At 59.8% G+C, this 24,933-nt stretch carries 21 protein-coding genes; 10 read left to right on the top strand and 11 right to left on the bottom strand.

The genetic code is table 11. The features are described 5' to 3' along the window. Positions 1-26: 26 nt before the first annotated feature. Positions 27-518: a single-stranded DNA-binding protein gene (gene ssb / locus ACN0WW_RS06700; RefSeq protein WP_417610701.1), complete on the top strand. Its 492-nt coding sequence runs from the start codon at positions 27-29 to the stop codon at positions 516-518. Positions 519-596: 78 nt separating this feature from the next. Here the strand turns inward: ssb and ACN0WW_RS06695 are convergent, their stop codons facing one another. Next, complete coding sequence (locus ACN0WW_RS06695; protein ID WP_417610699.1) at positions 597-1,214, bottom strand: FAD-dependent monooxygenase; 618 nt, start codon at positions 1,212-1,214, stop codon at positions 597-599. 23 nt (positions 1,215-1,237) lie between these two features. On the opposite strand from ACN0WW_RS06695, the gene ACN0WW_RS06690 reads away from it, so the two are divergent. The 3 genes from ACN0WW_RS06690 (at position 1,238) to ACN0WW_RS06680 (ending at position 4,664) form a co-directional block, all read left to right on the top strand. Continuing rightward, positions 1,238-1,954 (top strand): TetR/AcrR family transcriptional regulator, encoded by a 717-nt coding sequence (locus tag ACN0WW_RS06690; RefSeq protein WP_417610697.1) that lies wholly within the window; start codon positions 1,238-1,240, stop codon positions 1,952-1,954. A 487-nt stretch (positions 1,955-2,441) separates the two neighbouring features. Next, positions 2,442-3,905, top strand: coding sequence for an FAD-dependent oxidoreductase (locus tag ACN0WW_RS06685; RefSeq protein ID WP_417610695.1), 1,464 nt, complete (start codon positions 2,442-2,444; stop codon positions 3,903-3,905). Positions 3,906-4,193: 288 nt separating this feature from the next. Beyond that, on the top strand, positions 4,194-4,664 hold the full coding sequence (locus ACN0WW_RS06680) for a hypothetical protein (RefSeq protein ID WP_417610693.1): 471 nt from the start codon (positions 4,194-4,196) through the stop codon (positions 4,662-4,664). An 11-nt stretch (positions 4,665-4,675) separates the two neighbouring features. Here ACN0WW_RS06680 and ACN0WW_RS06675 read toward each other — a convergent pair whose 3' ends face one another. Both ACN0WW_RS06675 and ACN0WW_RS06670 read right to left on the bottom strand, forming a co-directional pair. Then, on the bottom strand, positions 4,676-7,084 hold the full coding sequence (locus tag ACN0WW_RS06675) for a YbcC family protein (RefSeq protein ID WP_417610691.1): 2,409 nt from the start codon (positions 7,082-7,084) through the stop codon (positions 4,676-4,678). 17 nt (positions 7,085-7,101) lie between these two features. After that, on the bottom strand, positions 7,102-8,658 hold the full coding sequence (locus tag ACN0WW_RS06670) for a proton-conducting transporter membrane subunit (protein WP_417610689.1): 1,557 nt from the start codon (positions 8,656-8,658) through the stop codon (positions 7,102-7,104). 106 nt (positions 8,659-8,764) lie between these two features. On the opposite strand from ACN0WW_RS06670, the gene ACN0WW_RS06665 reads away from it, so the two are divergent. Then, positions 8,765-9,643 carry a LysR family transcriptional regulator gene (locus tag ACN0WW_RS06665; protein WP_417610687.1) on the top strand — a complete coding sequence of 293 codons (879 nt, stop codon included), beginning with the start codon at positions 8,765-8,767 and terminating at the stop codon, positions 9,641-9,643. A 33-nt stretch (positions 9,644-9,676) separates the two neighbouring features. On the opposite strand, the gene ribA is transcribed toward ACN0WW_RS06665, so the two are convergent. The 4 genes from ribA to ACN0WW_RS06645 form a co-directional block, all read right to left on the bottom strand. Further along, the gene (gene ribA, locus ACN0WW_RS06660; RefSeq protein WP_417610685.1) at positions 9,677-10,756 is read right to left on the bottom strand and encodes a GTP cyclohydrolase II; all 1,080 of its coding nucleotides are present in this window, start codon (positions 10,754-10,756) and stop codon (positions 9,677-9,679) included. Further along, complete coding sequence (xth, locus tag ACN0WW_RS06655) at positions 10,753-11,547, bottom strand: exodeoxyribonuclease III (RefSeq protein ID WP_417610683.1); 795 nt, start codon at positions 11,545-11,547, stop codon at positions 10,753-10,755. The genes ribA and xth overlap by 4 nt, the downstream gene beginning before the upstream one ends. 290 nt (positions 11,548-11,837) lie before the next feature. Beyond that, on the bottom strand, positions 11,838-12,467 hold the full coding sequence (locus ACN0WW_RS06650) for a LolA family protein (RefSeq protein ID WP_417610681.1): 630 nt from the start codon (positions 12,465-12,467) through the stop codon (positions 11,838-11,840). A 79-nt stretch (positions 12,468-12,546) separates the two neighbouring features. Continuing rightward, positions 12,547-14,856, bottom strand: a complete 2,310-nt coding sequence (locus tag ACN0WW_RS06645; protein ID WP_417610679.1) for a DNA translocase FtsK 4TM domain-containing protein — start codon at positions 14,854-14,856, stop codon at positions 12,547-12,549. Positions 14,857-15,026: 170 nt separating this feature from the next. Here ACN0WW_RS06645 and ACN0WW_RS06640 point away from each other — a divergent pair, with 170 nt between their 5' ends. Further along, on the top strand, positions 15,027-16,259 hold the full coding sequence (locus tag ACN0WW_RS06640) for a UbiH/UbiF/VisC/COQ6 family ubiquinone biosynthesis hydroxylase (RefSeq protein WP_417610677.1): 1,233 nt from the start codon (positions 15,027-15,029) through the stop codon (positions 16,257-16,259). Positions 16,260-16,262: 3 nt separating this feature from the next. Here ACN0WW_RS06640 and ACN0WW_RS06635 read toward each other — a convergent pair whose 3' ends face one another. Both ACN0WW_RS06635 and ACN0WW_RS06630 read right to left on the bottom strand, forming a co-directional pair. Next, the gene (locus ACN0WW_RS06635) at positions 16,263-17,030 is read right to left on the bottom strand and encodes an SDR family NAD(P)-dependent oxidoreductase (protein WP_417610675.1); all 768 of its coding nucleotides are present in this window, start codon (positions 17,028-17,030) and stop codon (positions 16,263-16,265) included. Between the two features lie 67 nt (positions 17,031-17,097). Further along, positions 17,098-17,778: an OmpA family protein gene (locus ACN0WW_RS06630; RefSeq protein ID WP_417610673.1), complete on the bottom strand. Its 681-nt coding sequence runs from the start codon at positions 17,776-17,778 to the stop codon at positions 17,098-17,100. A gap of 155 nt (positions 17,779-17,933) precedes the next feature. Between ACN0WW_RS06630 and ACN0WW_RS06625 the strand changes: the two genes are divergently transcribed. Next, a complete protein-coding gene (locus ACN0WW_RS06625) occupies positions 17,934-19,250 on the top strand; it encodes a hemolysin family protein (protein ID WP_417610671.1) in 1,317 nt (438 codons plus the stop codon). A gap of 43 nt (positions 19,251-19,293) precedes the next feature. Here ACN0WW_RS06625 and ACN0WW_RS06620 read toward each other — a convergent pair whose 3' ends face one another. Both ACN0WW_RS06620 and ACN0WW_RS06615 read right to left on the bottom strand, forming a co-directional pair. After that, positions 19,294-19,875: a hypothetical protein gene (locus ACN0WW_RS06620; RefSeq protein ID WP_417610669.1), complete on the bottom strand. Its 582-nt coding sequence runs from the start codon at positions 19,873-19,875 to the stop codon at positions 19,294-19,296. A 149-nt stretch (positions 19,876-20,024) separates the two neighbouring features. After that, positions 20,025-20,783, bottom strand: a complete 759-nt coding sequence (locus ACN0WW_RS06615; protein ID WP_417610667.1) for an OmpA family protein — start codon at positions 20,781-20,783, stop codon at positions 20,025-20,027. A gap of 272 nt (positions 20,784-21,055) precedes the next feature. On the opposite strand from ACN0WW_RS06615, the gene ACN0WW_RS06610 reads away from it, so the two are divergent. From ACN0WW_RS06610 to ACN0WW_RS06600, 3 genes are all read left to right on the top strand, one after another. Further along, on the top strand, positions 21,056-21,457 hold the full coding sequence (locus ACN0WW_RS06610) for a hypothetical protein (RefSeq protein WP_417610665.1): 402 nt from the start codon (positions 21,056-21,058) through the stop codon (positions 21,455-21,457). A gap of 144 nt (positions 21,458-21,601) precedes the next feature. Then, the gene (locus ACN0WW_RS06605) at positions 21,602-23,665 is read left to right on the top strand and encodes a TonB-dependent receptor (protein WP_417610663.1); all 2,064 of its coding nucleotides are present in this window, start codon (positions 21,602-21,604) and stop codon (positions 23,663-23,665) included. Further along, positions 23,665-24,783, top strand: a complete 1,119-nt coding sequence (locus ACN0WW_RS06600) for a PepSY-associated TM helix domain-containing protein (protein WP_417610661.1) — start codon at positions 23,665-23,667, stop codon at positions 24,781-24,783. Before ACN0WW_RS06605 ends, ACN0WW_RS06600 begins: the two co-directional genes overlap by 1 nt. Positions 24,784-24,933 lie beyond the last annotated feature (150 nt).

Genomic DNA, 24,933 nt, shown 5'->3' with positions numbered 1-24,933 from the left:
ATGCAATATTTTTGAGGGAATTTGAAATGGCCGGCGGCATCAACAAAGTCATCATCGTAGGCAATCTGGGCAAGGACCCGGAAGTGCGTACCTTTGCCAATGGCGGAAAAGTGTGCAATTTCAGCGTTGCGACCTCGGAAAGCTGGAAAGACAAGCAGACCGGCGAGCGCAAGGAAAAGACCGAGTGGCACAATATCTCGATCTATAACGAAGGCCTGGCCGGGGTCGCCGAACGCTATCTGAAAAAAGGCAGCAAGGTCTATCTCGAAGGCAAGCTGCAGACCCGCAAATGGCAGGACCAGTCCGGCAACGACCGCTATTCGACCGACGTCGTGCTGCAGGGCTTTGACGCGAAAATGGAAATGCTCGACAGTCGTCAGGGCGGCGGTTCCAACGACGGCTGGGGCGGCGGCGCGCCGTCCGGTGGCGGATCAGGTGGCGGCAGCTGGGGCCAGACCGGCGGCGGCCAGGGCGGCGGCGCCTTCGACAGCGACCTGGACGACGACGTTCCGTTTTAGGCGGTTAGGCAACGGCCTAGCGAGCATTGGTTCTGAAATCCAAGGCTTCAGCCAATTCTCGCTAAGTTCCAACATCCCTCAGCAGTCGTGGCCGCTTGCCATCTGGGCCTGCCAATGAGCATTGAGAACTCGGCTCTCGCCAGTCCCGAACACGTAGCGATCGGGACGCACGAGAACCGCCTCAGCCGATTGGTGATCGAGCCACGCGCGCAATCCGGCAGCAAATGGTGCCATACGGCTTTCCTGAAGCGTCTCGCGTCCGATCAGCCAAACGCCTGGCCCGAGCACCTCGTCCAGCCGGCTGCCGTCGTCTGCCACCAGTTGCGGAAAATAGCTTCCGGCCCCCTGTGATCCGGCCATAATCGCGCCTGTGCCGATCGGGGGATAGGCCGGAGGGCCGCTGGGCAGCTTGCCGAGCATCCTGGCGACCCCCAACTTGATGTCGCGCAGCGCTGCGCCAAGCCGACTGGTGGTGCACACCATCCGTCCCATCATGATCGCCATATCGATTGTGGCGCGCAGATTGGGCGCGCGTTCCGGCTGATACGTGCCCAGCAGCGCCTGGTCTGCCTTTCCTTGCGCGACAGCCGCGAGCTTCCAGGCGAGATTGGCTGCATCGCGCAGGCCCGGGCTTCGCCATCCATGCCGTGGACGATGACGATCGGCTCGCCGACCTGCTCCCATTTCATGAAGCATCCGGGTTCCGGAACTTCATCGATATGCCGATTGGTGACAAGATCGCAAATCCGTGCATGCCGCAGTTCTGCGTGAACATTCGGAAAAATTTGCGCGATTGTCATGACTCGATTAGACACCGGTTCTTCCGAAACCGAGAGATGGTAGTAATTTTGCCACGCATAGTTGATCATGATGAGCGCCGCCGACAGGTAGTCGGAATCGCTAGGGCAATATTGCTGGAATACGGGCTCGAAAAACTCACGGTAAGGCGAATTGCAGAAGCCGCGAATCTGAGCACCGCTGTGATCTCGCACTATTTCGAGGATAAGCGGCAACTCATGCTATTCATTTTTCTTGATACTCTGGAAATCGCTGAATTCAGGTTTGCCCAGGCAGTAGATTCCGGGCAGTCAACTACCACCTGCTTGCTGACATTGCTCCCCACCGACGAAGAAAGTCGGAACAATTGGAAAGTCTGGATTGCGTTCTGGAATATGACGCTGACCGACAAGGAGTTTCGACAACAACAGGTGTCGAAAACTGAGAACACACTCCAAAGAATACGCGGTTTGCTCGATCGCAATTCACACGTTCGGTCGCTCGATGAAGAGGAAAAGGATGTTGAGGAGCGAAGGATATTTGCAGTGCTTGTCGGCATAGCAATCCAAGCAATCCATGATCCTGAAAACTGGTCTGCCGCGCGTCAGACCCGTGTGCTGGAAAGTGAATTTGAAGGTTCTATCGATACGATTTGTTAGCTGGCCACTACCCGGTGGGTCTCGGAGCCTGCTCCGCGAAAAAATTTTCTTTCGCGCCAGGAGCCAACCCATGTTCAAATGCTTCCGATCATATTCTGGAGTTGATGCCAGTTTAAAATGATATCTTGCGGATCGAGCACTCGATCTTTTCGGTATTGCGCTAGCGTCTTGCAATCACAGTGTGCTGCCCTCCAAAATTGAACTCGAATCGCACATTTGAGTGTCGATCTAACGGCGGCATTGGAGACTTTGTTTCGCCTATTAGGAGCTGGATCGCCAAGTGACAGGATGGTCATTTTATTTATATCAATGTTATATTTAATATTGACTCGACAGCCGAGAGCTATACAAAATCGAACGCGACAAGACGGAGAGCTGCAGCAATGCATTTAAAATCTCCGGCGATGGCGCTGCCATGTTCGAACGCAGGGGGGAGGCTGAACTCTCCTGTGTCATGCGATTTAAAAGCTGCAAGAGAGTGATACCCATGACCGATCCAGATTATTGTGCTGAAATTCTCTCTCCTTCGACAATCGACCATTGGGACGATAGCGCTGACGTTATTGTCATTGGGTATGGCATTGCAGGAGCATGCGCAGCGCTGGAAGCACGCCGGGCGGGCGCCGACGTGCTGGTCATTGAGCGAGCATCGGGCGGCGGCGGGGCCAGCGCGCTCTCAGCAGGTATTTTTTACTTCGGCGGCGGGACGGACGTTCAGATGGCGGCCGGATACGAGGATACGCCTGACAATATGTTTGACTTCCTGATGGCCAGTACCGGGGCTCCGGACGCACAGCTGGTACGCCGCTTCTGCGATAATTCGGTTGCACAGTTCGATTGGCTTGAGGCTCAGGGTGTGCCTTTCAATCGAGGCCATTACAAAGGCAAGTCGGTAATCGCCCCCACGGATGATTGCCTTGCATCCACAGGTAACGAGAAATTATGGCCCTTTAACAAGATATCAATACCGGTGCCACGCGGACACAAGGTTGCCAAGGAAGGCGATGGAGGCGGGGCCTTGGCCATGGCTGCATTGATTGCCGCGTGCGAACGCGAAGGCGTGCGCGTCGAGGCAGACAGTCGTGTCAATGCGCTCTTCCGCGATGAAGCCGGGCGTATCATCGGTGTGCGAGCGAAGCAGAGTGATGGGCAGAAATTCTTCCGTGCAGCACGCGGGGTTGTGCTGGCAGCAGGCGCCTTCGGTATGAACCGCGAGATGGTCAGCCACTATGCCCCTCAATTTCCCAATAGCTGTGAGCCATTGGGAATTCCGAACAATGATGGTGACGCCATTCGTCTTGGACAAGCGGCGAACGCAGAATTGCGTTCGATGGATGGGATCATCGCCACCGCCAGCTTTTACCCGCCGGAGCAACTGATAAAAGCGATTCTAGTCAATAGCGACGGCGAACGATTCGTCGCCGAAGACAGTTATCACGGCCGCACCGCCCAGGCGATTATGGAGCAGCGTGGAACCACAGCCTATCTGGTGATGGATTCAGCAATCTTTGCCTATCCCGAGGTTGATAATGCTCACCACCGTCTCGTCGACGGTTGGGAAACGGTCGCAGAAATGGAAGCGGGGCTGGATATGCCCCACGGTTCGCTCCAGCGCACCATGAAGAAATATAACGAAGGTGCAGCGCAAGGGGACGATGCGCTTTTTCACAAGGATAAGGATTGGCTGCAACCGCTGGACCAAGGCCCCTACGCTGCTTTCGAAGTCTCCTACAGCAATTCCTGTTATTATTACATCACCCTGGGCGGTTTGAAGACCTCTTCGGATGCCGAGGTGCTCGATACCTGCGGCAACGTAATTCCCGGTTTATTTGCTGCAGGTGCTTGCGTTTCCAGTATCGCGCAGGATGGTCGCGGCTATGCCAGTGGATTGATGCTGGGACCGGCCTCTTATTTCGGCCGGGTTGCGGGAGAGAATGCAGCGTCTGCATAAGGTATCGAACTTGTGAAGATGGCTGGCGCGTTGACGGTAGCCCGTCCCGAGCGATGCTTGAGTTGACGAACCAGGCCGGGTCCGGACTGTCCGCTATCGCTAGCTGCGGCCGAAAAAGCTGCCCTCGCAAAAAGCAGCTGTGAAGCAGTGCTAGACGGATTTGGGAATCCCTACCGCGCTCTTGCCAACAGGTCCTAGGCGGCGTGGACAAATTTGAGCCAATATCTGGCGGCCGCGAGATGAACCATTCCGAGGAAGCTGTTGGCCAGTTGGTCGTAGCGCGTGGCGATGGCCCGGTTGACCTTCAGGTGGCCGAAAGTGCGGACGGAGCTGGAAGCCCGCGTTGCGGCTGCCAACGAGAGAGTCGAGGACCCTGTGGCGCGCATCGCTGGAGGCATGTGCGTGGCAGCGCAATTCGCTCTCAAGCACCCGCGCCGAACGCGGATATTGCTGCGCAGCCAGGACCCGCCCACCAGCCGCTCCTACCCCCTCAATCGCGGATTGCGGGAGGATATCGACGCTGCATTGGCCCTGAACCTGTTGCGCCCTGAAGCCGGCAATGCAGGGCTGCTCTATTGGCTGGGCCTGTGCCAGGTCCTGATGGCCAATCTGGTAGAGACCCGCCCGAACGGTGATCAAGCCACCTTGTTGTTGCGCGAAATGATGATGCTTGGGCTTTGCGGCCTAGGAGCTTCACCCGGGCAGGTAACGGAGCTGATTACTCACACGGCAAGTGACTTGTCCGTCGATACCCATTGATCCCGTTCGCGTCATGTCCGTTTTTCGGGACACGCAACGGCCACAGCTTCCCATCCGAGCTTCCCTACATAGCGCCAGGCCATCTGCCCGTTCTCGTCCAGCGCGAACAGATGCAGCCAGCGATTGTCGAACAGGGCGCGGACGCCTTCGTGCTTTTCCAATATGGCAGTGATCGCCTCTCTGGGGGCTTCGACACAGACCGACAGCCGCAGCGGATCATGGGCCTGATTGTTGCCATCGTGCACTGATTGCCACGGCAATCCGGCGCGTAACGGCCCGCCATTGCCTTCGATCACACCGATGCCGCCGACGACATTGTGCAGCAGCTTGTTGCCGCCGCCAAATTGCTCCGGCATCACGGTCGAGCCATAATATTGCAGGCTGATCCAGCTGGCGACGACCACCGGGGCGGTCAGGATCAGCTCGAGCACATTGAAGCCGTCATCCTGCTGCCAGTCATAATCGTGCAGAAAGGACCGCCCGGCGAGATCCCGTCCGGTCGAACGGCTGCGCGGTGCGGCTATAAAGGCGCTGCATCCCGCCAGTCCCCATTCAGGACGGACCTCCGACCAGTCGCTGCTGCGCGCGTGAATATCCTGCGCGCCATCGGCCCGCGGTAGCCTGAGCGCGCGTTCGGTCCGCGCCCGTGCGCCGGCGGCAGCCAGCCAGATTCTGGTTTCGGCAAGATCGTCTTTATGATCCGCGGTGTCATGATCCTGATCGTAGATCGTGACCTGATCGGTCGTGGTATCGTGCAGGGCGGCGAGAAACAGGCAGTCGGCCGGGATCGCAATCCCCTTGGCCTGCAAGTCCTGGCGCACATCGGCATCATTAAGCAGCGCGGCCAGCAGCCGCGCATTGACCTCGCCCGAATAGCCGCCGCAGGCCCCGCAATTCAGCGCGCTATAATGCGGATTGTTGGTCACCGATGCGCCATGACCGGCCAGAATCACCAGTCTGGCAAAATTATCGGTCATCGACATCGCCCGCAAAATGCCTTCCGCTGCCGCGACGCGATCGTCCAGACTCTGTTCGGTGACGATCTGCGGTGCCGGATCAGCGGCTTTCGTTTTTGTGGACAGGCCAAGCGCATCACGGACCAGCTTGACGACGTAAAGCGGCCCACTGGCTTCGACAAAGGCAAAGGACGATACAGCAGCCAGCTTGAACCGCCCCCACGCCCGGACAGCTCGCGCGGTATAGCGTGACGACCGGTCGGCATCGATATCCTCGGGGCCGCCGCTGCGGCTTTCGAGCCCCGGATTGAGCAGCACTGGCAAACGATGTTCCCTCTCGTCCGAGGCAAAGCGCCGATGGGCGGTGGTCAGGCCAAAGAAGCCGGCAAAGCCGATCGTCTGGATCGACGGGTCCTGGGCCTCCAGCGAACGCCGGAACACCTCTGACCGGACATCGATGCAAAAAGCCATTTGCAGCGCAGGCCGGTAGCCGGTGGCCGGTTCCGGGCTGGCCGCGAGCATCGATGCAAGCTGGCGCTGGAACGCCCGCTCATGGGCTTCCTGCATGATCGCATCGATAACCATCTCGGGGGCTGGGCGCGCCGGTTGGGCATGCCGCGCGATCGCGTCGGCCCACTGGTCGGCGATATGCTCGTCATAGCGCTCCAGCAGCGCCGTTTCCCAGATCAGCCGGATCGCCAGACAGTCGAGGATCGTGCGATCGGTCTGCTCTGCCAGTTCCGCCTGCCACAGCAGATAGCGCGCATATTGCGCCCAGCCGCCGGTGTCGCTCAGCAGCCGGTGAAAATAGCTGGCCATGGACTCGGTCAGCAATCCGAGACGGTCACAGCAATAGACAATCGCATCGCTGGCATTGTCAGGCGCATCCGCGACAAATCTAGCAAATCCCGAAAGACCGGCAATTTCCGGCGTCAGATCATGGGTGGCGATTGCGCGCCATGCGGCATAGGCACTCTTGTCCTTCGGCGCGGCCCACAAGGCCTGACCCGCGTCGAAATGCCCGGCGGCCCAGACACCAAAGCGTTCAGAGGCAATGCCGGGCCAGTCAATCGCCGACGCCTTGGCGGCAAGATCTGCCACCGTCGGGATAGCGGCTAGCGCCGCCGGGTCGCTGGCCAAAGCCTGTTTGAGTTCGGCCAGCGACGAAGGCGTCCCGGTTTCTCGCGCGGCGGACAGCGCAGCTTTCAGATCGGCATCGGAAATCTCGCCTTGTTCGATCTTCTCCCGATACCAAGCGCGTGGCATGGTGATGCTGGCACCGGTTGCCCGGCCCAGCAGGGCTCCGGTGCCGGCCAGCGTCTGGTCGGTCTGGCCGAGAAACGGATTGACCGCTACGCTGGAGGCCAGCGGCCAGGCGGGCGGGATGGCGCGTGCTGCCTCGTCAGCCGCATCGGCAATGGCCTGCAGGTCGATATCCTGGTTGGCATGCATGGTGTCGAGCATTGGAAGGTCTCCCCGTTTCAAGATGATTTTGGCCGCGACCAGCTGCCCAGCAGGCGGTCAAAAATGGCGTTAGTGTAAAATCCGTTGGACAGATGGACGCGCAGGCCCGCCGCTGCCGGATGCGTGGCCCAGAGCGGGAACATCGCCTGCACGACCGCGACCGCGCCAAAGCTGATCAGCGCGAGCACCATCAGCACCCATTGCAGCGGCCCGGGTGCCGGGGTCGCGGGCAGGATATCGCTGGTTGTCCAGACGGACGCGGTTTGCAGGACAAAATAACTCGCGGAGGCGACCAGCGAATAAAGGATCGTGCGCTTCATCAGGGCTTTCGGGGCCGCGTCGGCTAGGCCCTGTGCCAGCAGATAGGCGACACCGAAAATCAGGATCGCACCCAGCGCAATCGCCTGCGGCGATTTGTCGGTCACGCCGAACAGCAGTCCGATCCCGGCGTAGATCAGCAAGGCCAGCACGAAGGACCGGCCAACGGCGGCAGCGTCCGGGATGGCGATCGGGCCGGGGCGACGCACTTGCGTGACCATCTCGACGGCACCGCCAGCGCTCAGGAAGCTGTGCGCCTTGTACAGCGAGTGAGCCACAATGTGGAGCAGCGCGAACGGAAACAGCGCGAGACCGCATTGCAGGATCATGAAGCCCATCTGGGCGACGGTGGACCAGGCGAGCGAAGTTTTCACCGCGGGCTGGGTCAGCATCACCAGACCGCCGAAAAGCGCCGTAAAGCCACCGACCATCACCAGCACCGCCATCACGCCCGGTGCCAGCAGCATAACGTCGGCAAAGCGGATCAGCAGAAAGCCGCCGCCATTGATCACGCCCGCATGAAGCAGCGCGGATACCGGCGTGGGCGTCTCCATCACCTCGGTCAGCCAACCATGGAGCGGGAACTGTGCCGATTTGAGCATGGCGGCCAATGCGAGCAACGACGCGATCAGGATCGCTGGCCAGGAGGTGACGTCGAACCGCGCCAGCTCCAATATGGTCGCAATATCGACGGTCCGATATTGCAGGTAGAGCAGCACCGCTGCACCGGCCAGCGCACCGTCGGCAATCCGGGCTATCCAGAATTTCTTGCGCGCTGCGCGCTGCGCACCGGGCCGTGCGGGATAGAAGAGCAGCAATTTGTGCAGAAACAGGCTGGTGGCGATCCAGGCGAGGATTAGCTGAACCAGATTGCCCGCGATCACCAGCAGCATGACCGCCGCCAGCGTAAGGCAAAGCCAGGCGGTAAAACGCCCCTGGCCGGGTTCGCCATCCAGATAGACCGCGCTGAAGCGCGTGACGATCCAGCCGACAAAGCTGACCAGCAACAGCATTACCAGACTGACGCTGTCGAGCCGCACCGAAAGGCCGATGATATCGCTGCCGAACATCGCGCTGGTCGCATCGCCGGACTGTAGCAGCGAAAGGGTCGCCGCCACCGATGCTACAAAGGACCCCAGCAACAGCCATTGCGGCAGTTGCACCGTCCAGCCGCTCCGGCCGGTTTGCAGGGCGGCGGTGCCGGCGGCGATCAGAGTCAGGACGGGGGCCAGAATCGGCAGAAAGGTCAAATCCATCGGTGTATTTCCCTCAAAAGCGCAGATGTTGTGGTGGACCTAGCGGGGGCAGAGAGATATGAAAAATACATTGTTTATTAGAAATCATTCTGTTTAAGTGAATGATATGGCCGATCTCAACTATCACCATCTTCGCTATTTCTGGGCGGTGGCGCATGATGGCAATCTCACGCGCACCGCAGAGCGGCTGAACCTGTCGCAGTCGGCGCTGTCTGTGCAGATCCGCAAGCTCGAGGAGCGTCTCGGCCACGCCCTGTTCGAGCGGCGGGGGCGGCAGCTCCATCTGACCGAGGCGGGACGGCTGACGCTGGACCATGCCGACACGATTTTTGCAGCGGGGCAGGAGTTGATCGGCACTCTGGCGCAAACCGGGCAGATTCGGCAGGCTCTGCGCATCGGTGCGCTGGCAACGCTGTCCCGCAATTTTCAGATCAGCTTTCTGAAACCGATTCTGCGAAAGGATGATGTCGAAATCATTCTCCGGTCAGGCAGCGCCGAAGAATTATATGCCAGCATGGAATCGCTCAATCTCGACATTGTGCTGACCAATCAAATGCCGCCTCAGGATCAGGCCTCGCCGTTTACCACCCACCGCATTGCGGAACAGAAGGTCGGACTGATCGGCAGTCAGCAACGGGTGCAGGGCAATCGCGATCTGCTGAGCCTGCTCGAGCAAAATCCGGTGATCCTGCCGAGTTCCGGTTCCAGCGTGCGCCAGGGCTTTGACGCGCTGATGGAACGGCAGGGCATACATCCCAATATCGCTGCCGAGGTCGATGATATGGCGATGATGAGGCTGCTGGTTCGTGATGATGCGGGGGTCGCGGTGATCCCGCCAATTGTTGTGCAGGATGAAATCGCCAGCGGCCAGCTATGCGAATCGGACCTGTCACTCGATCTGACCGAGAGCTTTTACGCGGTGACGATGAAACGGAAATTCCCCAACCCGCTGGTTGCGCAGCTGCTGGCCCGCGACAGCCTGTAGCAGGTGTCGGCGGCGGCAATCCTCACGATTCCGCTATAATTGATGCCCGGTCCGTTCCCGCTTGGTATCCAGATAAAATTCATTGTGCGGATTGGCGGCAATCTTGACCGGCAGCCGCTCTTCGACAGTCACGCCACATGCTTCCAATCCTTCCACTTTTTCCGGATTGTTGGTCATCAACTTCACCTTGGGCACGTTGAGCAGGTCCAGCATCCGCGCGGCAATCGAGAAGTCCCGCGCATCGATCGCAAATCCCAGCCGCTGGTTGGCATCGACCGTGTCAAAGCCCTGGTCCTGCAGCGCATAAGCGCGCAATTTGTTAATCAGCCCGATGCCGCGGCCTTCCTGACGCAGATAGAGCAGCACACCCCAGGTGGCCTCACTCATCTGGTGCAGCGCCGCGTGCAATTGCGGGCCGCAGTCGCATTTCAGGCTTCCGAGAACATCGCCGGTCAAACATTCGCTGTGCAGGCGCACGACCGGGGTGCTGCCATCCCGCTTTCCCACCACCAGTGCGATATGGTCGGTGGCATCGGCATCGCTGCGAAAGCCGTAGATATGCGCCTCGCTATTGGCTGCGACCGGCAATTTGGCGTGGGCGCTGATCGTTAGCGCACTGGACTCGGCATACGCCGCAACATCATCCACGCCGACGACATCCTCGGCCTCGTCGACGATCAGGAAAGCGGGCAGCAATGCCGCATGGCGTGCCAGTTCCATGGCGGCCCTGGCAGCGGCCGGATCGCTTAGCGGCTCGCTGCGAAACGGCCCTTTCATCGGATATTTCATGTCGAGCACAGGATCGACAATGGCGATGATCTCTGCGGCGCTGACCGGCGCGGGCAGGCGAATCTGGATCGGCAGGCTGGGGTCAGCAGCGGCAAGCTGGTTGAGCAGCTTCAGCGTGTCGGCCCGGCTCGCGGAAATCAGCAGCGACACGCTGCCGGAGGAGGGCAGGGCCTGCTCCAGAGCGCCGGTCTCGACCGGCAGCAGATTGAGCCGCGATCCATTGGCCTCGACGCCGATCGGCCAGCCGCGGCGCAGCGCGTCGATCGCGCGGGCCGCCCGGCGCGCTGCCGCCTTGTCGGCCTCGTCCTGAGACGCTGCGTTCAAAATTCGAATTCCGTGATCAGCGGCGCATGATCCGATGGCTTGCCCCAGCTGCGCGCGTCTTCCAGGACGACGTGGCTCTTCGCCTTGTCTTCCAGTTCCGGGCTCACCCAGACATGGTCGAGCCGGCGCCCCTTGTCGGAGGCGCGCCAGTCCTTGGCGCGGTAACTCCACCAGGTGTACAGGCGCTCGGGGTCGGGAATCAGCTTGCGACCGATATCGACCCAGCCATGCGCATCGCGCATCTTGTACAGATGGTCGATCTCGATCTGGGTGTGGCTGACAACCTTGAGCAACGCCTTGTGGCTCCAGACATCCGACGGCAGCGGTGCGACATTGAAATCGCCCAACAATATCGTCGGCTCCTTCAGATTGGCCGACCACTCGGTCATCCGTCCGAAAAAATCCAGCTTCTGGCCAAATTTGGGATTCAGGTCGCGATCGGGAATTTCGCCGCCAGCAGGGATGTAGACATTCTCGATGCGGACGCCATTCTGCAGGACAGCACCGACATGCCGGGCCTCGCCATTATCCTGCCAGTCAAACCGCTCATCCTTGTGCAGCGGCACCCGACTGATGATCGCTACGCCGTGGTGCATCGGCTGCCCGTTCAGGATCTGGTGATTATAGCCCAGTCGCCGGAACATGCCCTCCGGGAATTGTTCGTTGCGAACCTTGGTTTCCTGCAAGCACAAAATGTCCGGCGCTTCCTCGGTCAGGAACCGTTCGACGATGTCGATTCGGGCGCGGATGCTGTTAATATTCCAGCTGACGATTTTCAGGGTATCACTCATGGCGAGTCTACTAGCCACGCTCGCGCGGAAACCCAAGCCCAAAGGCAATAGCGCATTCCGGTAATTTCGCTTTCACTGAAAAGTAAAACCCCCACCTCCGGGGGCATGAAGGAGGTGGGGGTTAACTCGCGTTCGTCACGCAAAAGATGAATTTTGACTTTTTTGGTCAGGTAACAGGGGGAAAACCTGACTGTCTCTCTTCATCCTGTATTTGGTTATACGCCGGTGTTTCTGTCGGCAATATGAACGGATTATCGATCAGTTTCTGCTGATCGGCAGCCCGCCTCGTCTCATCGCTTGGCGCGGCTTTTTCTCCGCGGATCGGTCCAGTTGAAGCTGCTGTTGGCCACTGGCACGCCGAATTTCTGATCGGAAAGGCGGATCGATGTGCGATTATTTTTCGAGTCCAGCGAGACCCAGCCATCCAGGCTCAATCCGCCCGGTGCGCCGGGCTTCTTGGTGAAAACCATGGTGATGACGCCATATTCCGGTCGTTTCGGATCCCTGACTTCCACGCTCAACACAGCGGGGTTGCGAGTCGGAACGATTTTGCCATATTTCGACAGATCCCGCTCGGGATTGAGCAGCGCCGCCAGCGGGCTGTTGCCAATCGGCCAGCGCTGTACCTGGTTGACGTCATAATCGATCATCGTCAGCGCCTTGCCGTCACCGACGATCAACAGGTTGGCGTCCTTTTGATATTGAAACCGGATCTTTCCCGGCTGCTTCAGGATCAGTTTCCCGGTTATCATCTGGCCGCTGCGATCGGTCTGGGTGAAATTCGCGGTCATCGTCGACATCGAACGCAAATGGTTGGAAATTTTGGCGAGACTGTCGGTCGGACTCTGCTGGGCAGTGGCCGGCAAGCTGGCGGTCAGGGCCAGCGGCGCAGCGATCAGGGCGAAACCATATTTCAACATAAAAAACTCCAGATTATCTAGATATCCGCCTAGCCACTAGCGATTGAACAATGGCTTAATCACTCTGTCAGGAAGACGGTTACAGCGGCTCGCCGTTTTGATCGCGCAGCACTTCCCGGCGGCCAATATGGTTGGGCGGACTGATAAAATCATCCTCCTCCATCCGGTCGACGATCCGGGCAGCCGTATTGTAGCCGATCCTCAACTGCCGTTGCAGCCAGCTGGTCGATACTTTCTGGCTCTCGAACACGATCTGGCAGGCCTGCGCATATTGCCGGTCTTCCTTGCTGTCGCTCAGATCGGCACCGTCGAGGGCAAAGCTGCCGTCCTCCGGTTCCTCGGTTACTGCCTGGATATAGTCAGGCTGGCCCTGCGACCGCCAGTGGTCGGCGACGCGCCGCACTTCATCGTCGGAGACAAAGGGGCCGTGCACGCGGGTGAGCTGTTTGCCGCCCGGCATATAGAGCATGTCACCCTTGCCCAGCAGTTGTTCTGCACCCTGTTCGCCCAGAATGGTGCGCGAATCGATTTTCGAGGTGACATGGAAGCTGATCCGGGTCGGCAGGTTGGCCTTGATCACGCCGGTGATGACGTCGACGGATGGGCGCTGCGTCGCCATGATCAGGTGAATGCCGGCCGCACGCGCCTTTTGCGCCAGCCGCTGGATCAGAAATTCGACTTCCTTGCCAGCGGTCATCATCAGGTCGGCAAGCTCGTCGACGATGATCACAATCTGCGGCAGCACTTCATAGTCGAGCTGCTCTTCCTCATAAATCGGGCGAGAGGTTTCCGGATCATAGCCGGTCTGGACCTTGCGGCCGAGCGGCTGCCCCTTGGCTTTGGCAGCCTTCACCTTCTCATTATAGTTGGCGAGATTGCGCACGGAGAGCGACGACATCATCCGGTAGCGTTCTTCCATCTGTTCGACCGCCCATTTCAGCGCGCGAACGGCCTTCGTCGGCTCGGTCACAACGGGCGACAGCAGATGCGGAATATCATCATAGGTGCTGAGTTCCAGCATCTTCGGGTCGATCATGATCATCTTGCACTCTTCCGGCGTCAGCCGATAGAGCAGCGACAGGATCATGCAGTTCAGGCCGACCGATTTACCGGAGCCGGTCGTACCGGCGACCAGCAAATGCGGCATCGGTGCCAGATCGGCGATCACCGGATCGCCGGAGATATTCTTGCCCAGGATGATCGGCAATTTGCCACCCTGCTCGGCGAAACTGTCGCTGCCGACCATTTCGTGCAGCACCACCATCTCGCGATTGGCATTGGGCAGCTCGATACCCATGACGGTTCGGCCGGGAATGGCGGCAACGCGCGCGGACAAAGCCGACATATTGCGGGCGATATCCTCGGCCAGCTGAATGACCCGGCTTGCCTTGATGCCAGGGGCAGGTTCCAGTTCGTACATGGTGACGACGGGGCCAGGCCGAACCGCGTTGATCGTGCCCTTGACGTGAAAGTCATCCAGCACCGATTCCAGCAGACGCGCGTTCCGTTCCAGGCCTGCCTTGTCGACCACATTATTATTCTGTTCCGGGGCAGGGGTCAGCAGATCAAGCGGCGGCAATACATAGGGCCCGAAGAAATCACCCTGCTTGGCTTTGCTGGCTTTCTTTGGCGGCAATGCGCGGTCGCTGATCTCTGGCGGTGGCCGGGTGTCGGGCTGGACCGATTTGCGCGGCGCAGGTTCAGGCTTGGCCTTCACCTTGGCTTTGGCCCGCTCCGGTTCGACCACCAGATCGTCGTCTTTCTGCGCAAAAGGATTCGGTACCGTCGGCAATTTCAGGGACGCACCGGAGAATAGCGGCCGGTCGAGCCTCAGGCTGATATAGCCCAGAACAAGACCACCGGCCAGCGTCAGCGCGATCAGAAATCCCGAAATCAGACCGCTCCAGGCCGTCGATATGGCGTTGAGGCCAGCGCTGGTGCCATTGGCAATCAGCATGCCGGTGAGACCGCCAAGGCCCGAGGGCAATTCCATTTCCGGCTGCGGAAACCACAACGCCAGTCCGGTGCCGACGAGCAGCGCGGCGAGCAGGCACCAGAGCAACTGTTTTTTCCAGCCGGGCTGCGGAATATCGCGCCATAGCCGGTTGGCCAGAACCAGCATCAGTGGCAGAAACAGAACCACGGGCAGACCGATCAGCAGCAACAGCAGATCCGACAGATAGGATCCAAAAACGCCCATCCAGTTATGTTCGACGCTGCCCGCCGATGTGTTGAACGACGGGTCGCTGGGGGAATAGCTGGCCAGCGCCAGCAACAGGAACAGGGTCGCCAGAAAAATCGCGATCGCCCCGATCAGCGCACCGCTGCGTAACAGGCTGAGGCGCATGATCTCGCGCCAGTTTGCTTCATTGGCTTTACCCGCCATCATATACTCCCGTGCGTCACCCCAGCCACAGGCGCGCATTAACTATCTGCTCCTTTGCGCGAATCGGGGACTCGCCGTCAAGTTTCTTGGCGATATTTTACCGGATTTGCCTTTCTTTCCGGGCCGTCGATGCCTACCTGTTACGTATATTATGGCTCGGAAAGGCGGTCTCCATGGGAATTGATTCTCGGAAAAGCGATATCATCATATTGGGTGCAGGCATGATCGGCCTGACGCAGGCATTGACGCTGGCCGCGCACGGGCTGCAAGTGGCGATCATCGATCGCGCCGATCCGGATGATTTGCTCAATCCGCAAAAGGATGCGCGGGTTTCCGCGATCAACAGTGCCAGCTGGAACATGTTTGATGCCATCGGGCTGGCCGAAAAGCTGCGGCCAAACGGCTGTGATATCGAAAAGATCTTGGTCAATGACGGTCTGAAACCCGGCACCCTCGACTTCGTACCGGGCGAGGGCGAGGGCCCGATGGGCATCATGGTCGAAAATGCACTGTTGCGCCAACTTCTGTTCAAGGCGGCCGAGGAGCACGATGCGATCAGCTTCCACCTGTCGACGCAGGTTGCTTCCTGTGATCGCAGCGGACATCTCGTCGAGGTCAGCCTCGAAAATGGCGAACGGCTTTCTGCGCCGCTGCTCGTCGCCGCCGATGGCCGAGGCAGCCGGATGCGCGAGGAAGCCGGGATCATCATGGCCCACTGGCAATATGACCACAGCGCCATTGTCTGCAAGATCGCGCACGAAAAGCCGCATGCCAATACCGCCTATGAACTGTTTTTTCCGCCCGGCCCGTTTGCGCTTCTGCCGATGCTCGACGACGCTGACGGACGGCACCGGTCTGCCGTGGTCTGGACCGTCTCGCGCAAGGACGGCCCCGCCTATACCAGGATCAACAAGCGCGCCTTTGTCGCCGAAATGATGAAAAAGACCGGCGGCTTTCTGGGCGAGATCGAGTTGCTTACCGACCGCCCGACCTATCCGCTGGGCTTCCACCACAGCTCGCATCTCACTGCAGAACGGCTGGTGCTGATCGGCGATGCCGGTCACGGCATTCATCCGATTGCCGGGCAGGGGCTCAATCTGGGACTGCGCGATGTTGCGGCGTTGACCGAATGTCTGGTCGAGGGCGCACGCACCGGCCTCGATCTGGGCGATGCGCAGATTCTGGCCCGCTATGACCGTTGGCGCAGCCTCGACAATATGATGGTGTCGGCAGCCACTGATCTGCTGACGCGCCTGTTCGGCCTTCCGGGGGAAGCCTCCTCCGCCATCCGCCGCATGGGCATTGGACTCGTCCAGCGCATTCCGCCGCTCAAGGCGCAGTTCATGGCAGAAGCCAAAGGCGAAACCGGCGATCTGCCGAAACTGCTTCGCGGTGAGCTGGTCTAGACGCTAGCGTGAGCCCTGGCCGTCATCGATCTTGATGACGGTACCGGTCACCGCGTCCGAGGAAGGCGACACCAGATAGAGCAGGGTGCTGTCCATCTGCTCCGGCTGGCCGAGACGTTTGCGCGGGAAATTGACCGAAAAATCGCCAGCGCGCTCGATCATCCCGTCGGCCATGTCGGTTGCGAACAGGCCCGGCGCAATGCCATTCACATTGATATGAAATTTTGACCATTCCACCGCCAGCGTTTCGGTGATCCGTACGACGCCGGCCTTGGTGGTCGAATAGAGCGCTGCTCCGCCACCGCTGTAGCTGGTTGCGGCGATAGACGCGATATTGACGATCCGGCCGGGTGTTTTGTTGGCGATCAGCGGACGGGCAAACTCGTTCGACAGAATGAACACGCTGCGCAGATTGGTGTCGAGCACGTCATCGATCAGTTCCGTCGACATCCTTGTGGCATGTTCGGCATCGACGATGCCGGCGTTGTTGACGAGTATGTCCGGCTGTCCGAGCGCGTCGGCAACGGCGGGAATGATGGCCTTCAATTGTTCGGCGTCACGCACATCCAGAGCAAAGGCTTCTGCTGTTCCACCGTCCGCGCTGATCTCGGCGACCAGATCGTCAAGCTTGTCTTTGCGGCGGGCGGTACAGGCAACTTTCGCCCCGCAGGCCGCCAGCACCTTGGCAAAGCGGCGTCCCAATCCGGCGGATGCGCCAGTCACAATGGCCGTCCGGCCTGTCAGATCGATAGAAAAATTGGGTGTCGTCATGTCCGGGCATCCTCTGATAATTTTTGCAGGGGATGCCCGGAATGAAGGAATAAGCGCAAGCGCTAATTTAGTTATTCAGATCATCTTCCGTGATCGGAACAATCTTGATTTCAACCCGGCGGTTGGCCGCCCGGCCTTCTTCGGTTGCGTTGCTGGCAATCGGCTGGCTTTCGCCATAGCCTCTGGTCGCCAGGCGGGCGCGCTGGACGCCGCTGTTGGCGAGGAAATTGGCAACGGCTTCCGCGCGCCGTTCCGACAGCGCCTGGTTATAGGCTTCGCTGCCGGTGCTGTCGGTATGGCCGAGAACGTCGACATAGCTTTTCTCATAGCGAGCAAGCGTATCCGCGACATTGGCCAGAGTGGTCTGGAAGCTCGGCTGGATCGCGCTGCTGTCGACCGGGAATGTCACATTGGACGGCATGTTGAGGATCAGATTGTCGCCCTCGCGCGTGACATCAATGCCGGTTCCGGCTGTCTGTTCGCGAAGCTTCTTTTCCTGCTCGTCCATATAATAACCGATTCCGGCACCAGCGAGACCGCCGAGGCCAGCACCGACAATCTTCGCGGTACGATCGTTGCGACCGCCCAGCACATCACCGAGCAAATAGCCGCCTACTACGCCGCCGATACCGCCAATGGCTGCTTTTGAGATGGTCCGGTTTCCGGTCTCGGGGTTGGTCACACAACCGCTGGTCAATGCCAAGGCGCCAAGTGAAGCCGTTGTGATTATTGATTTTCTTATCCGCATTTCGTTTCCCCTCTAAGGTATTTCTGTTCGCTCAGGATAACACCTGGCCGATCGGAAGGTTCCACCTAGCCGGATATAAATGAACGGTGACTGACAGCAAACTTGAGATTTTGTAAAACTTGCTGCTAAAGGGCTTATGGCATTTCGCCCTTTCAATGGACATTATGACACCCTTTCCCTGGTTTGACGTTGCGATCATAATTGTGCTGGTGCTGATCAATGGCGTATTTGCCATGTCGGAGCTGGCGATCGTTTCGGCGCGAAAGGCCCAGCTTCACGGCCTGGCGGACCGGGGGAGCAAGCGCGCCAAGGCGGCGCTTCGCCTGGCCAGCGATCCGGGCAAATTTCTCTCCACCGTCCAAATCGGAATCACACTGATCGGTATTATTGCCGGCGCCTACTCCGGCGCGAGCCTCGGCAGCCCGGTGGCAGAGCGCCTGCAGGTGCTGGGCATGGGGCAGGAGCTGTCTGGTACCGTCGGATTTGTTATGGTGATCGGCCTGACCACTTATGCGTCGCTGGTGGTCGGAGAACTGGTGCCCAAGCAGATCGCTCTGCGGTCTTCGGAACGCATAGCCCTGATCATGGCCCAGCCGATGGAATTGCTGGCCCGTATTTCTGCGCCGCTGGTCTGGCTGCTGGACAATAGCAGCGCCCTGATTTTCCGCCTGATGCGGATCAAGCGAGAGCAGGTCAATCATGTGACCGCGGAAGAATTGCAGATGGTCTTCGCCGATGCAACGCGATCCGGCGTTATCGAGGAGCATGAACGCGCCGTGATGGCCGGGGTCGTGCGACTGGCCGACCGGCCTATTCGCGAGGTCATGACGCCGCGCACCGAGATCGACTGGCTCGACATCGACGCGCAGCGCGAGGACATTCACAAGCTGCTGATGGAATCCCAGCACAGCCGCTTTCCCGTTGCCGAACATTCGGTCGATGAAATTCGCGGCGTGGTTCGGGCCCGCGATATCGTTGCCGCGCAATTGGGCGGCGACAAGCTGGACCTGCGCAAACTCATGCGCCCGCTGGAAAAGGTGCCGGACCAGCTCGACGCGCTCGACGTCCTCGAAATATTGCGGGAAACCCAGGTGCCGATGATCCTGGTGCACGACGAATATGGGCATTTTGAAGGGATTGTGACGCCTAATGATCTGCTGAGTTCGATCGCCGGCGAATTTGTCTCGGATCAGGATGAAAAAACCCAGCGCAGCCTGATCGAACGGGCTGACGGCAGCTTTCTGGTCTCCGGCGCCATGGCGATTGACGCGCTGGCGGAACGGCTTGGTCTCCGGCTGTCCGAGGACCGTGACTATGCGACGGTCGCGGGCCATGCCCTGGCCCAGCTGCGGCATCTGCCCGAAGAAGGCGAACGCTTTGAGGACCAGGACTGGATTTTCGAAATCGTCGATATGGATGGCCGCAAGATCGACAAGCTGATCGTCCGGGCCAACGACCCGGAGCTGGACTGACCGGAAGCGGTCAGCGCCGCCTTCCGGACGTCAGCGTTAAAGGTTAAAGCTTGCCGTATTTCTTTTCGAAGCCGGCGATATCATCCTTGGCAAGAAACTTGGCCTGGTCGATCCAGGCGTCTCGCGTGATCCGGCCGCTGAACGTATCGAGATACTGATCGACCTCGGCGATTTCAGCCTCTTTCCATTCGGCAATCTGGTCAAAGCGGGTCACGCCCAGACTGATCAGCAGCGTGTTCAGTTTCGGTCCAACGCCCTTGATCAGCCGCAAATTGTCGGGCTCTCCGACCGCTTCGGGTATCTGCGGTTTGCCAGTTGCAGCGGCTGCCGCTACCGGTGCCTCTTCCGCTTCCGGTTTGGCGGCTGCAGGTGCGGCCACAGGCTTTGGTGCCGGGGCAGGGGCGGGTTCTGCGACTGGTTTCGGCGCGGGGGCAACTGGTTCGGGCTTCGGCTCTGCTGGTCGAACCGGTTCTCCGGCCTTTTCCAGCAGCCCGTCGTCCGCTGAAAAATGGTCAACCGCAGACGCTTCACGGCCGGTGACAGCCCAGACGGCGAAAGCCGTGATAATACCGATTGCCAGTGCTATGACATACAGCAGCCAATTGGCTGAAATCAGGGTAATCATTGTCTCAAAATCCCGTTCTGAATTTCGTTGTTTGCGATGTCCGGCTAAAGATCATCATTGCTGCGGCCCCAAATGAGCCAGCCGATGGCGAGGCCAATTGCAAAAGTAACCAGCAGGAGCAACAGATTTTCAAGCAAAAGTGGCATAGATTATTTTCCCCGTTGCGCTTTGACATCACCGTTCACTGGGCCGTCGGCAGACCCGATGCGGAATTCGATCCGGCGATTCTGGGCATCGGCGGCAGCATCCGAACCCTTGGCCAGAGGACGGGTTGAACCATAACCCGTTGCCGTGATTAGGGTTTCCGGGATACCGCGCTCGACCAGTCCGGCCTTGATGCGATCAGCCCGTTCCTGCGATATGTCCCGGTTGACGTCGCTATCGCCATTGTCGTCGGTATGGCCCTCGACCGCGACGGTCAGACCATCACATGGCTTCAGTGCTGCTGCGATTTCGTCGAGAATTTGCTTGGACTCGAGTGAAATATAGGCGCTGCCCGAGCGGAAGCTGATGTGCTTGGCATCGAGCACCTTGTCGACACCGGTCTGGCATCTGGCGATTCTGCTCTGATCGGGAGCTTCGGTAGCAGCGGGCTGCTCATCTACCTCGGCTGCCGGGGCGGCTTCCTCGCCCTTCCAGCGCGCGCTTGAGACCCCGGGCGTCGCAGCGACCAAGTCCACTGCTTCCTGCTTGAGATTGTCCGGCAGTTCGCCATCCAGAATGGCGTGACGCGAAAGCGGCGAGTGCGCAAAGCTGACCTGGGCCGTTTCCAGACCTCGCGCGGCCAATTCGGTCTGCGCTTTTTGCTGCAGGCCCGCGATAAAGGTTTCGCCGGTGGTCCAGTGGCCGACGACCGCCAAAAGCGCCGTCGCCGCTGCTCCGATCAGTATCTTGCTGCCGCTTTGCATTCGCTGTCCTCAATCCTTTTGCCAGCCCACGGTCGTTGTCCAAACGGGCAGTCGAGATGACGGATATCGGCGCTCAAGTCCAGCAGGCTGACGACCGAAGCCCTGACTGTCCGGCCTCATCGTCCTGCTATGCAGCAAAAAGCCGCTAGAAATGGTTAATTCTATTATTGCTTCCTCCGGCTCCGCTTGTTCGATTCCCAAAATGCATAGGATCGGTATCCGCTGACCTTTTCACTAATGACAAACGCAATCGGGGAAACTAACAGGCGCCGATGGCTTATCTGCGCGCCATAATCCACAGAAACGGTCCGTTGGCAGCATTGCTGCTTGCGGCCAGTTTGCTGTTCAAGCTGCTCGTTCCGGCGGGATATATGGTGTCCAGCGACAACATGGTGCTGACCGTGATTATTTGCTCGGATTCCACCGGCGAGCAACTCACTCAGCAGATATCGATCCCGGTGAAGGGCTCGCCCGGACAAGAGCATGAGCCCGCCAATAACAAATGTCCGTTCACTGCCTTGACGATGGGCGTGGTTGGCGGTGCCGATCCGGCGCTGCTGATATCGGCGATCGCCTTCGTGCTGGCGCTGGGATTTGCGCCGGTGACGACAATCGGCGGGCGCGACACGCCGCGCCTGCGGCCGCCGCTAAGGGGGCCACCACTGGCTGCCTGACGCAGCCATCCGGTTAACATTATCGCGTAAAACGGGCGTCGGATCGGCACGATCCGCACCGCTTCGCGCCTGAGTTCCCTTCCGATCCTGCTGCGTCCAACCGCAATAGCACATTCTATCTCCCGTCAGAATCGGATCTAAATCATGAAAACTTCCATGCTTGCGCTTGCCGCAGCAACATCCTTTGTCGCCTATGCTCCCTCCGCCCTCGCCGAAGAGCGAGCGGCTGCCGACGACGCATCCACCTCCGAAGAGCAGGCGAATCCAAAGAAGCCCGACACCAGTTTTTCCGTCGGTGAAATTGTCGTCACCGCCAGAGGAATGGCCGGCAGCACCAACAATGTCCTGACTTCAGTGGACCGTCTTGGTGGCGACGTCGCGCAGGACGCCGATGTCGACAATGTCTACGAGCTGATCGGCCAGATGCCCGGCATCTTGGTGACCGACTTCAATCAGGGCACCACCAACGGCAAATTCTCGATGCGCGGCTTTAATGGCGAAGGCAATATCAACGCGGTGAAGCTGCTGATCGACGGCATCCCCTCGAACAGCAACTCTGGCAACATGCCCTATATCGATATGGTCTTCCCGCTCAATATCGCCGGCATCGAGGTTGTGCGCGGCACCTCCGATCCGCGCTACGGACTGCACGCCATAGCCGGCAGCGCCAATATCCTGACCCGCTCGGGCGGCACATTCCTCGACGCCCGCGCCTCGGTCGGCAGCTACGACACATATGAAGGCCAATTGGTCGCGGGCCTGGAACGCGGCAATCTAACCCAGAATTACCAGATCGCCTATCGCTCCAGCGATGGCTACCGCGACCATGGCGATACAGAGCGGTTCAGCCTGTCGGGAAAATGGGGGCTGACACTGGGTGAGGATGTCAAGCTTGGTGCCATTGCCCGCTATTATGATGCGGACGCAGAAGAGCCGGGCTATCTCACCTTTGCCGACAGCCGCGCCAATCCGCGGATGACCAACGCCTATAATGTCTCAGACGGCGATACCCGCACAATGCAGCAATATGCGGTCACCGCCGACGTGAGCTTTTCCAGCGATCTCGACTGGTCGAGCATGGCCTACTACAACCGCCTCCGCGATGATCGCTATGTCAAATATTCCGTGGGAGCGTCGCAGCAGCGCCGTCTCACCGAGGAAGACCATTATGGCGTGTCGTCGGCTTTGCACTGGCACAGCGCCATTTCCGGCGTCCCGTTCATGTTCGAAGCGGGCGGCAATATCGAATGGCAGGACAATCGCTCCGCTCGCTGGCTGGCGGTCGAGCGCGTGCCGACCAGCCAGACCCGCGACCAGCAGTTCGATCTTTCGGTTGGCGGCGTCTATGTGCAGGCGAATATCGAACCGGCAGACTGGCTGCGCATCACGCCCGCCTACCGGATAGACTGGGTCGGCGGCAATTTTAGCAATCTGCTGAACAACACGACTGCGCCGATCAACGATTATGGCAGCATTGACCAGCCCAAACTCTCGGTCGCCGTCTTTCCGGCCGACGGAGTGACGCTCTATGGCAACTGGGGAAAGACCTTCCAGATCGGCCTCGGATCGGGCGCCTATCTGATCCCGCCCCGGCAAGTCGACCTAGCGCCATCGATCAACGAAGGCTGGGAACTCGGTGCCAAATATCAGCTGGGCGACACGGTTGAAGGGCGGGTGGCCTATTGGCAGCAGAGTGCAACCGGTGAAATTGCCCGCAAGCTCAACGATCCGCTCGGCGATTTCGAAAATGTCGGCGGCACCGACCGCGAGGGCATTGACGTCCAGTTGCGGCTCAAGCCGACCGCAGAACTGTCTGTTTGGGGCGCTTTGTCATGGCAGAAAGCGGTGATTGCGGTCCCGACACCGGGGGCGCCGCAATTGGCAGGGAACGAGCTCAGCCACACGCCGCGCTGGCTGTGGTCGGGCGGCATTGAATATGCGCCGGTCGAACCACTGACCCTGTCGCTGACCGGCCGAGGCCAATCCTCCTACTATCTCACCACCGCCAACGCAGAAGGGAAGTGGGGCGATCTTGCGGTCTTCGATGCCAGTGTTGCGTATCGGTTGAGCGAGACTCTTGAACTCGGGCTAGCCGTCAAGAATCTTGCCGGCAGCTATTATGAATATGTCTGGTGGGACGGTGCGCAGACGCTGCACAGCCCGGCCAATGGCCGCAATGTCACGGCCAGCGCGCGGCTGCGGTTCTGATGCAGGTCAGGGGAGACCGGCTGCGCCACGGCGTGCGCACGCTTCACCTTTGGTTGGGGCTGGGCATCGGCGGCCTGCTGGTCTTGCTTGGCCTGACCGGTTCGATTCTCGTCTTCTACCCGGAACTGGATGCGCTGTCGCATCCGCAGATCCGGGTCGAGGCGAGCGATCAGCCAGCGCGCGAGCCCGACTGGGACCGCGCGCTGGCCACCGTCCGCAAGGCTTATCAGGACAAGAGTGGACCGTGGCGGTTTGAGCTGACCGGTGAGGCGGGCGCGATTCCGGCACGCTATTACAACCCGCCGGAACGTCCTGGCTATGATTTCCGGCCGATGATGGTCTGGCTGTCGCCCGATGGCTCGCGCGTGCTCCGCCGCGATTATTGGGGCGAATATGCGATGACCTTCCTCTACGATCTCCATTACCGCCTGCTTTTGGGGGCAACCGGCGGTACCATTCTCGGCTGGCTGGGCTTTATCCTGCTGGCCCTGTTGCTCAGCGGCCTGTGGGCCTGGTGGCCCAAAGGCTCGTGGACAAAAGCGTTTCGGCTCAAGCTCAATGCCCATCCCCAGCGCAGTTTGCGTGACTGGCACAAGCTTGCCGGCCTGGGGGGATTGCTGTTTCTGGTGATATTGACTGTGACCGGGATCATGCTGGCGCTACCAAAGGAAAGCGATGCCGTGCTCGCTGCCACGGGCTTGCCGGTCGATTCCATGCCGCATGTTCATGCGCCTCCGCAACCAGACTCGCGGCAGGTCAGCGTGGCGGAAATTGTTCGCAATGCCCGGGCCGCTCTGCCAGGCGCCCGCATCGCCTGGATCGAAACCCCACCTGCCGAGGGCGGCATCTTCAAGCTGCGGATGCAGGTCCCCGGCGACCCCAGCTTCCGCTTCCCGCACAGCTATGTCTGGCTCGACAGCGCCAGCGGCACGCTACTGGCCGTGCAAGATGCGCGCGAGGCGCAAGGCGGAAGCGTGGTCAACAACTGGTTGCATCCGCTGCACGAAGGCTCTGCGGGCGGTCTGGCCGGGCGGTTGCTCGTGGTGTTCTGCGGACTGCTCCCCGCCGTGCTGTTTGTCACTGGCATCTTGCGATGGCGAGGAAGGCAGCGAGCGTAATCGCGCGCCTGGGGCTGTTCGCCGCCCCAGGGCGCCGCCCACCACGGTTCGCCCTGCGGCGGGGCATAACCATCGGCAAAGCTTGCCCTGGCTTGCTCCTGCCCAGAGCGAATCACAGAATGATTTACATTCGCCACCGTTCCGATAAGC

The organism is Parasphingorhabdus sp., assembly GCF_048269865.1.
Taxonomy (GTDB): domain Bacteria; phylum Pseudomonadota; class Alphaproteobacteria; order Sphingomonadales; family Sphingomonadaceae; genus Parasphingorhabdus.
This window is presented reverse-complemented; position numbering and strand designations above follow the sequence as displayed.

Coding starts and splice junctions, on each gene's coding strand:
- ssb (WP_417610701.1), top strand. CDS start 27: ATGGCCGGCGGCATCAACAAAGTCATCATCGTAGGCAATCTGGGCAAG.
- ACN0WW_RS06695 (WP_417610699.1), bottom strand. CDS start 1,214: ATGCTTCATGAAATGGGAGCAGGTCGGCGAGCCGATCGTCATCGTCCA.
- ACN0WW_RS06690 (WP_417610697.1), top strand. CDS start 1,238: ATGCCGATTGGTGACAAGATCGCAAATCCGTGCATGCCGCAGTTCTGC.
- ACN0WW_RS06685 (WP_417610695.1), top strand. CDS start 2,442: ATGACCGATCCAGATTATTGTGCTGAAATTCTCTCTCCTTCGACAATC.
- ACN0WW_RS06680 (WP_417610693.1), top strand. CDS start 4,194: ATGGCCCGGTTGACCTTCAGGTGGCCGAAAGTGCGGACGGAGCTGGAA.
- ACN0WW_RS06675 (WP_417610691.1), bottom strand. CDS start 7,084: ATGCTCGACACCATGCATGCCAACCAGGATATCGACCTGCAGGCCATT.
- ACN0WW_RS06670 (WP_417610689.1), bottom strand. CDS start 8,658: ATGGATTTGACCTTTCTGCCGATTCTGGCCCCCGTCCTGACTCTGATC.
- ACN0WW_RS06665 (WP_417610687.1), top strand. CDS start 8,765: ATGGCCGATCTCAACTATCACCATCTTCGCTATTTCTGGGCGGTGGCG.
- xth (WP_417610683.1), bottom strand. CDS start 11,547: ATGAGTGATACCCTGAAAATCGTCAGCTGGAATATTAACAGCATCCGC.
- ACN0WW_RS06650 (WP_417610681.1), bottom strand. CDS start 12,467: ATGTTGAAATATGGTTTCGCCCTGATCGCTGCGCCGCTGGCCCTGACC.
- ACN0WW_RS06645 (WP_417610679.1), bottom strand. CDS start 14,856: ATGATGGCGGGTAAAGCCAATGAAGCAAACTGGCGCGAGATCATGCGC.
- ACN0WW_RS06640 (WP_417610677.1), top strand. CDS start 15,027: ATGGGAATTGATTCTCGGAAAAGCGATATCATCATATTGGGTGCAGGC.
- ACN0WW_RS06635 (WP_417610675.1), bottom strand. CDS start 17,030: ATGACGACACCCAATTTTTCTATCGATCTGACAGGCCGGACGGCCATT.
- ACN0WW_RS06630 (WP_417610673.1), bottom strand. CDS start 17,778: ATGCGGATAAGAAAATCAATAATCACAACGGCTTCACTTGGCGCCTTG.
- ACN0WW_RS06625 (WP_417610671.1), top strand. CDS start 17,934: ATGGACATTATGACACCCTTTCCCTGGTTTGACGTTGCGATCATAATT.
- ACN0WW_RS06620 (WP_417610669.1), bottom strand. CDS start 19,875: ATGATTACCCTGATTTCAGCCAATTGGCTGCTGTATGTCATAGCACTG.
- ACN0WW_RS06615 (WP_417610667.1), bottom strand. CDS start 20,783: ATGCAAAGCGGCAGCAAGATACTGATCGGAGCAGCGGCGACGGCGCTT.
- ACN0WW_RS06610 (WP_417610665.1), top strand. CDS start 21,056: ATGGCTTATCTGCGCGCCATAATCCACAGAAACGGTCCGTTGGCAGCA.
- ACN0WW_RS06605 (WP_417610663.1), top strand. CDS start 21,602: ATGAAAACTTCCATGCTTGCGCTTGCCGCAGCAACATCCTTTGTCGCC.
- ACN0WW_RS06600 (WP_417610661.1), top strand. CDS start 23,665: ATGCAGGTCAGGGGAGACCGGCTGCGCCACGGCGTGCGCACGCTTCAC.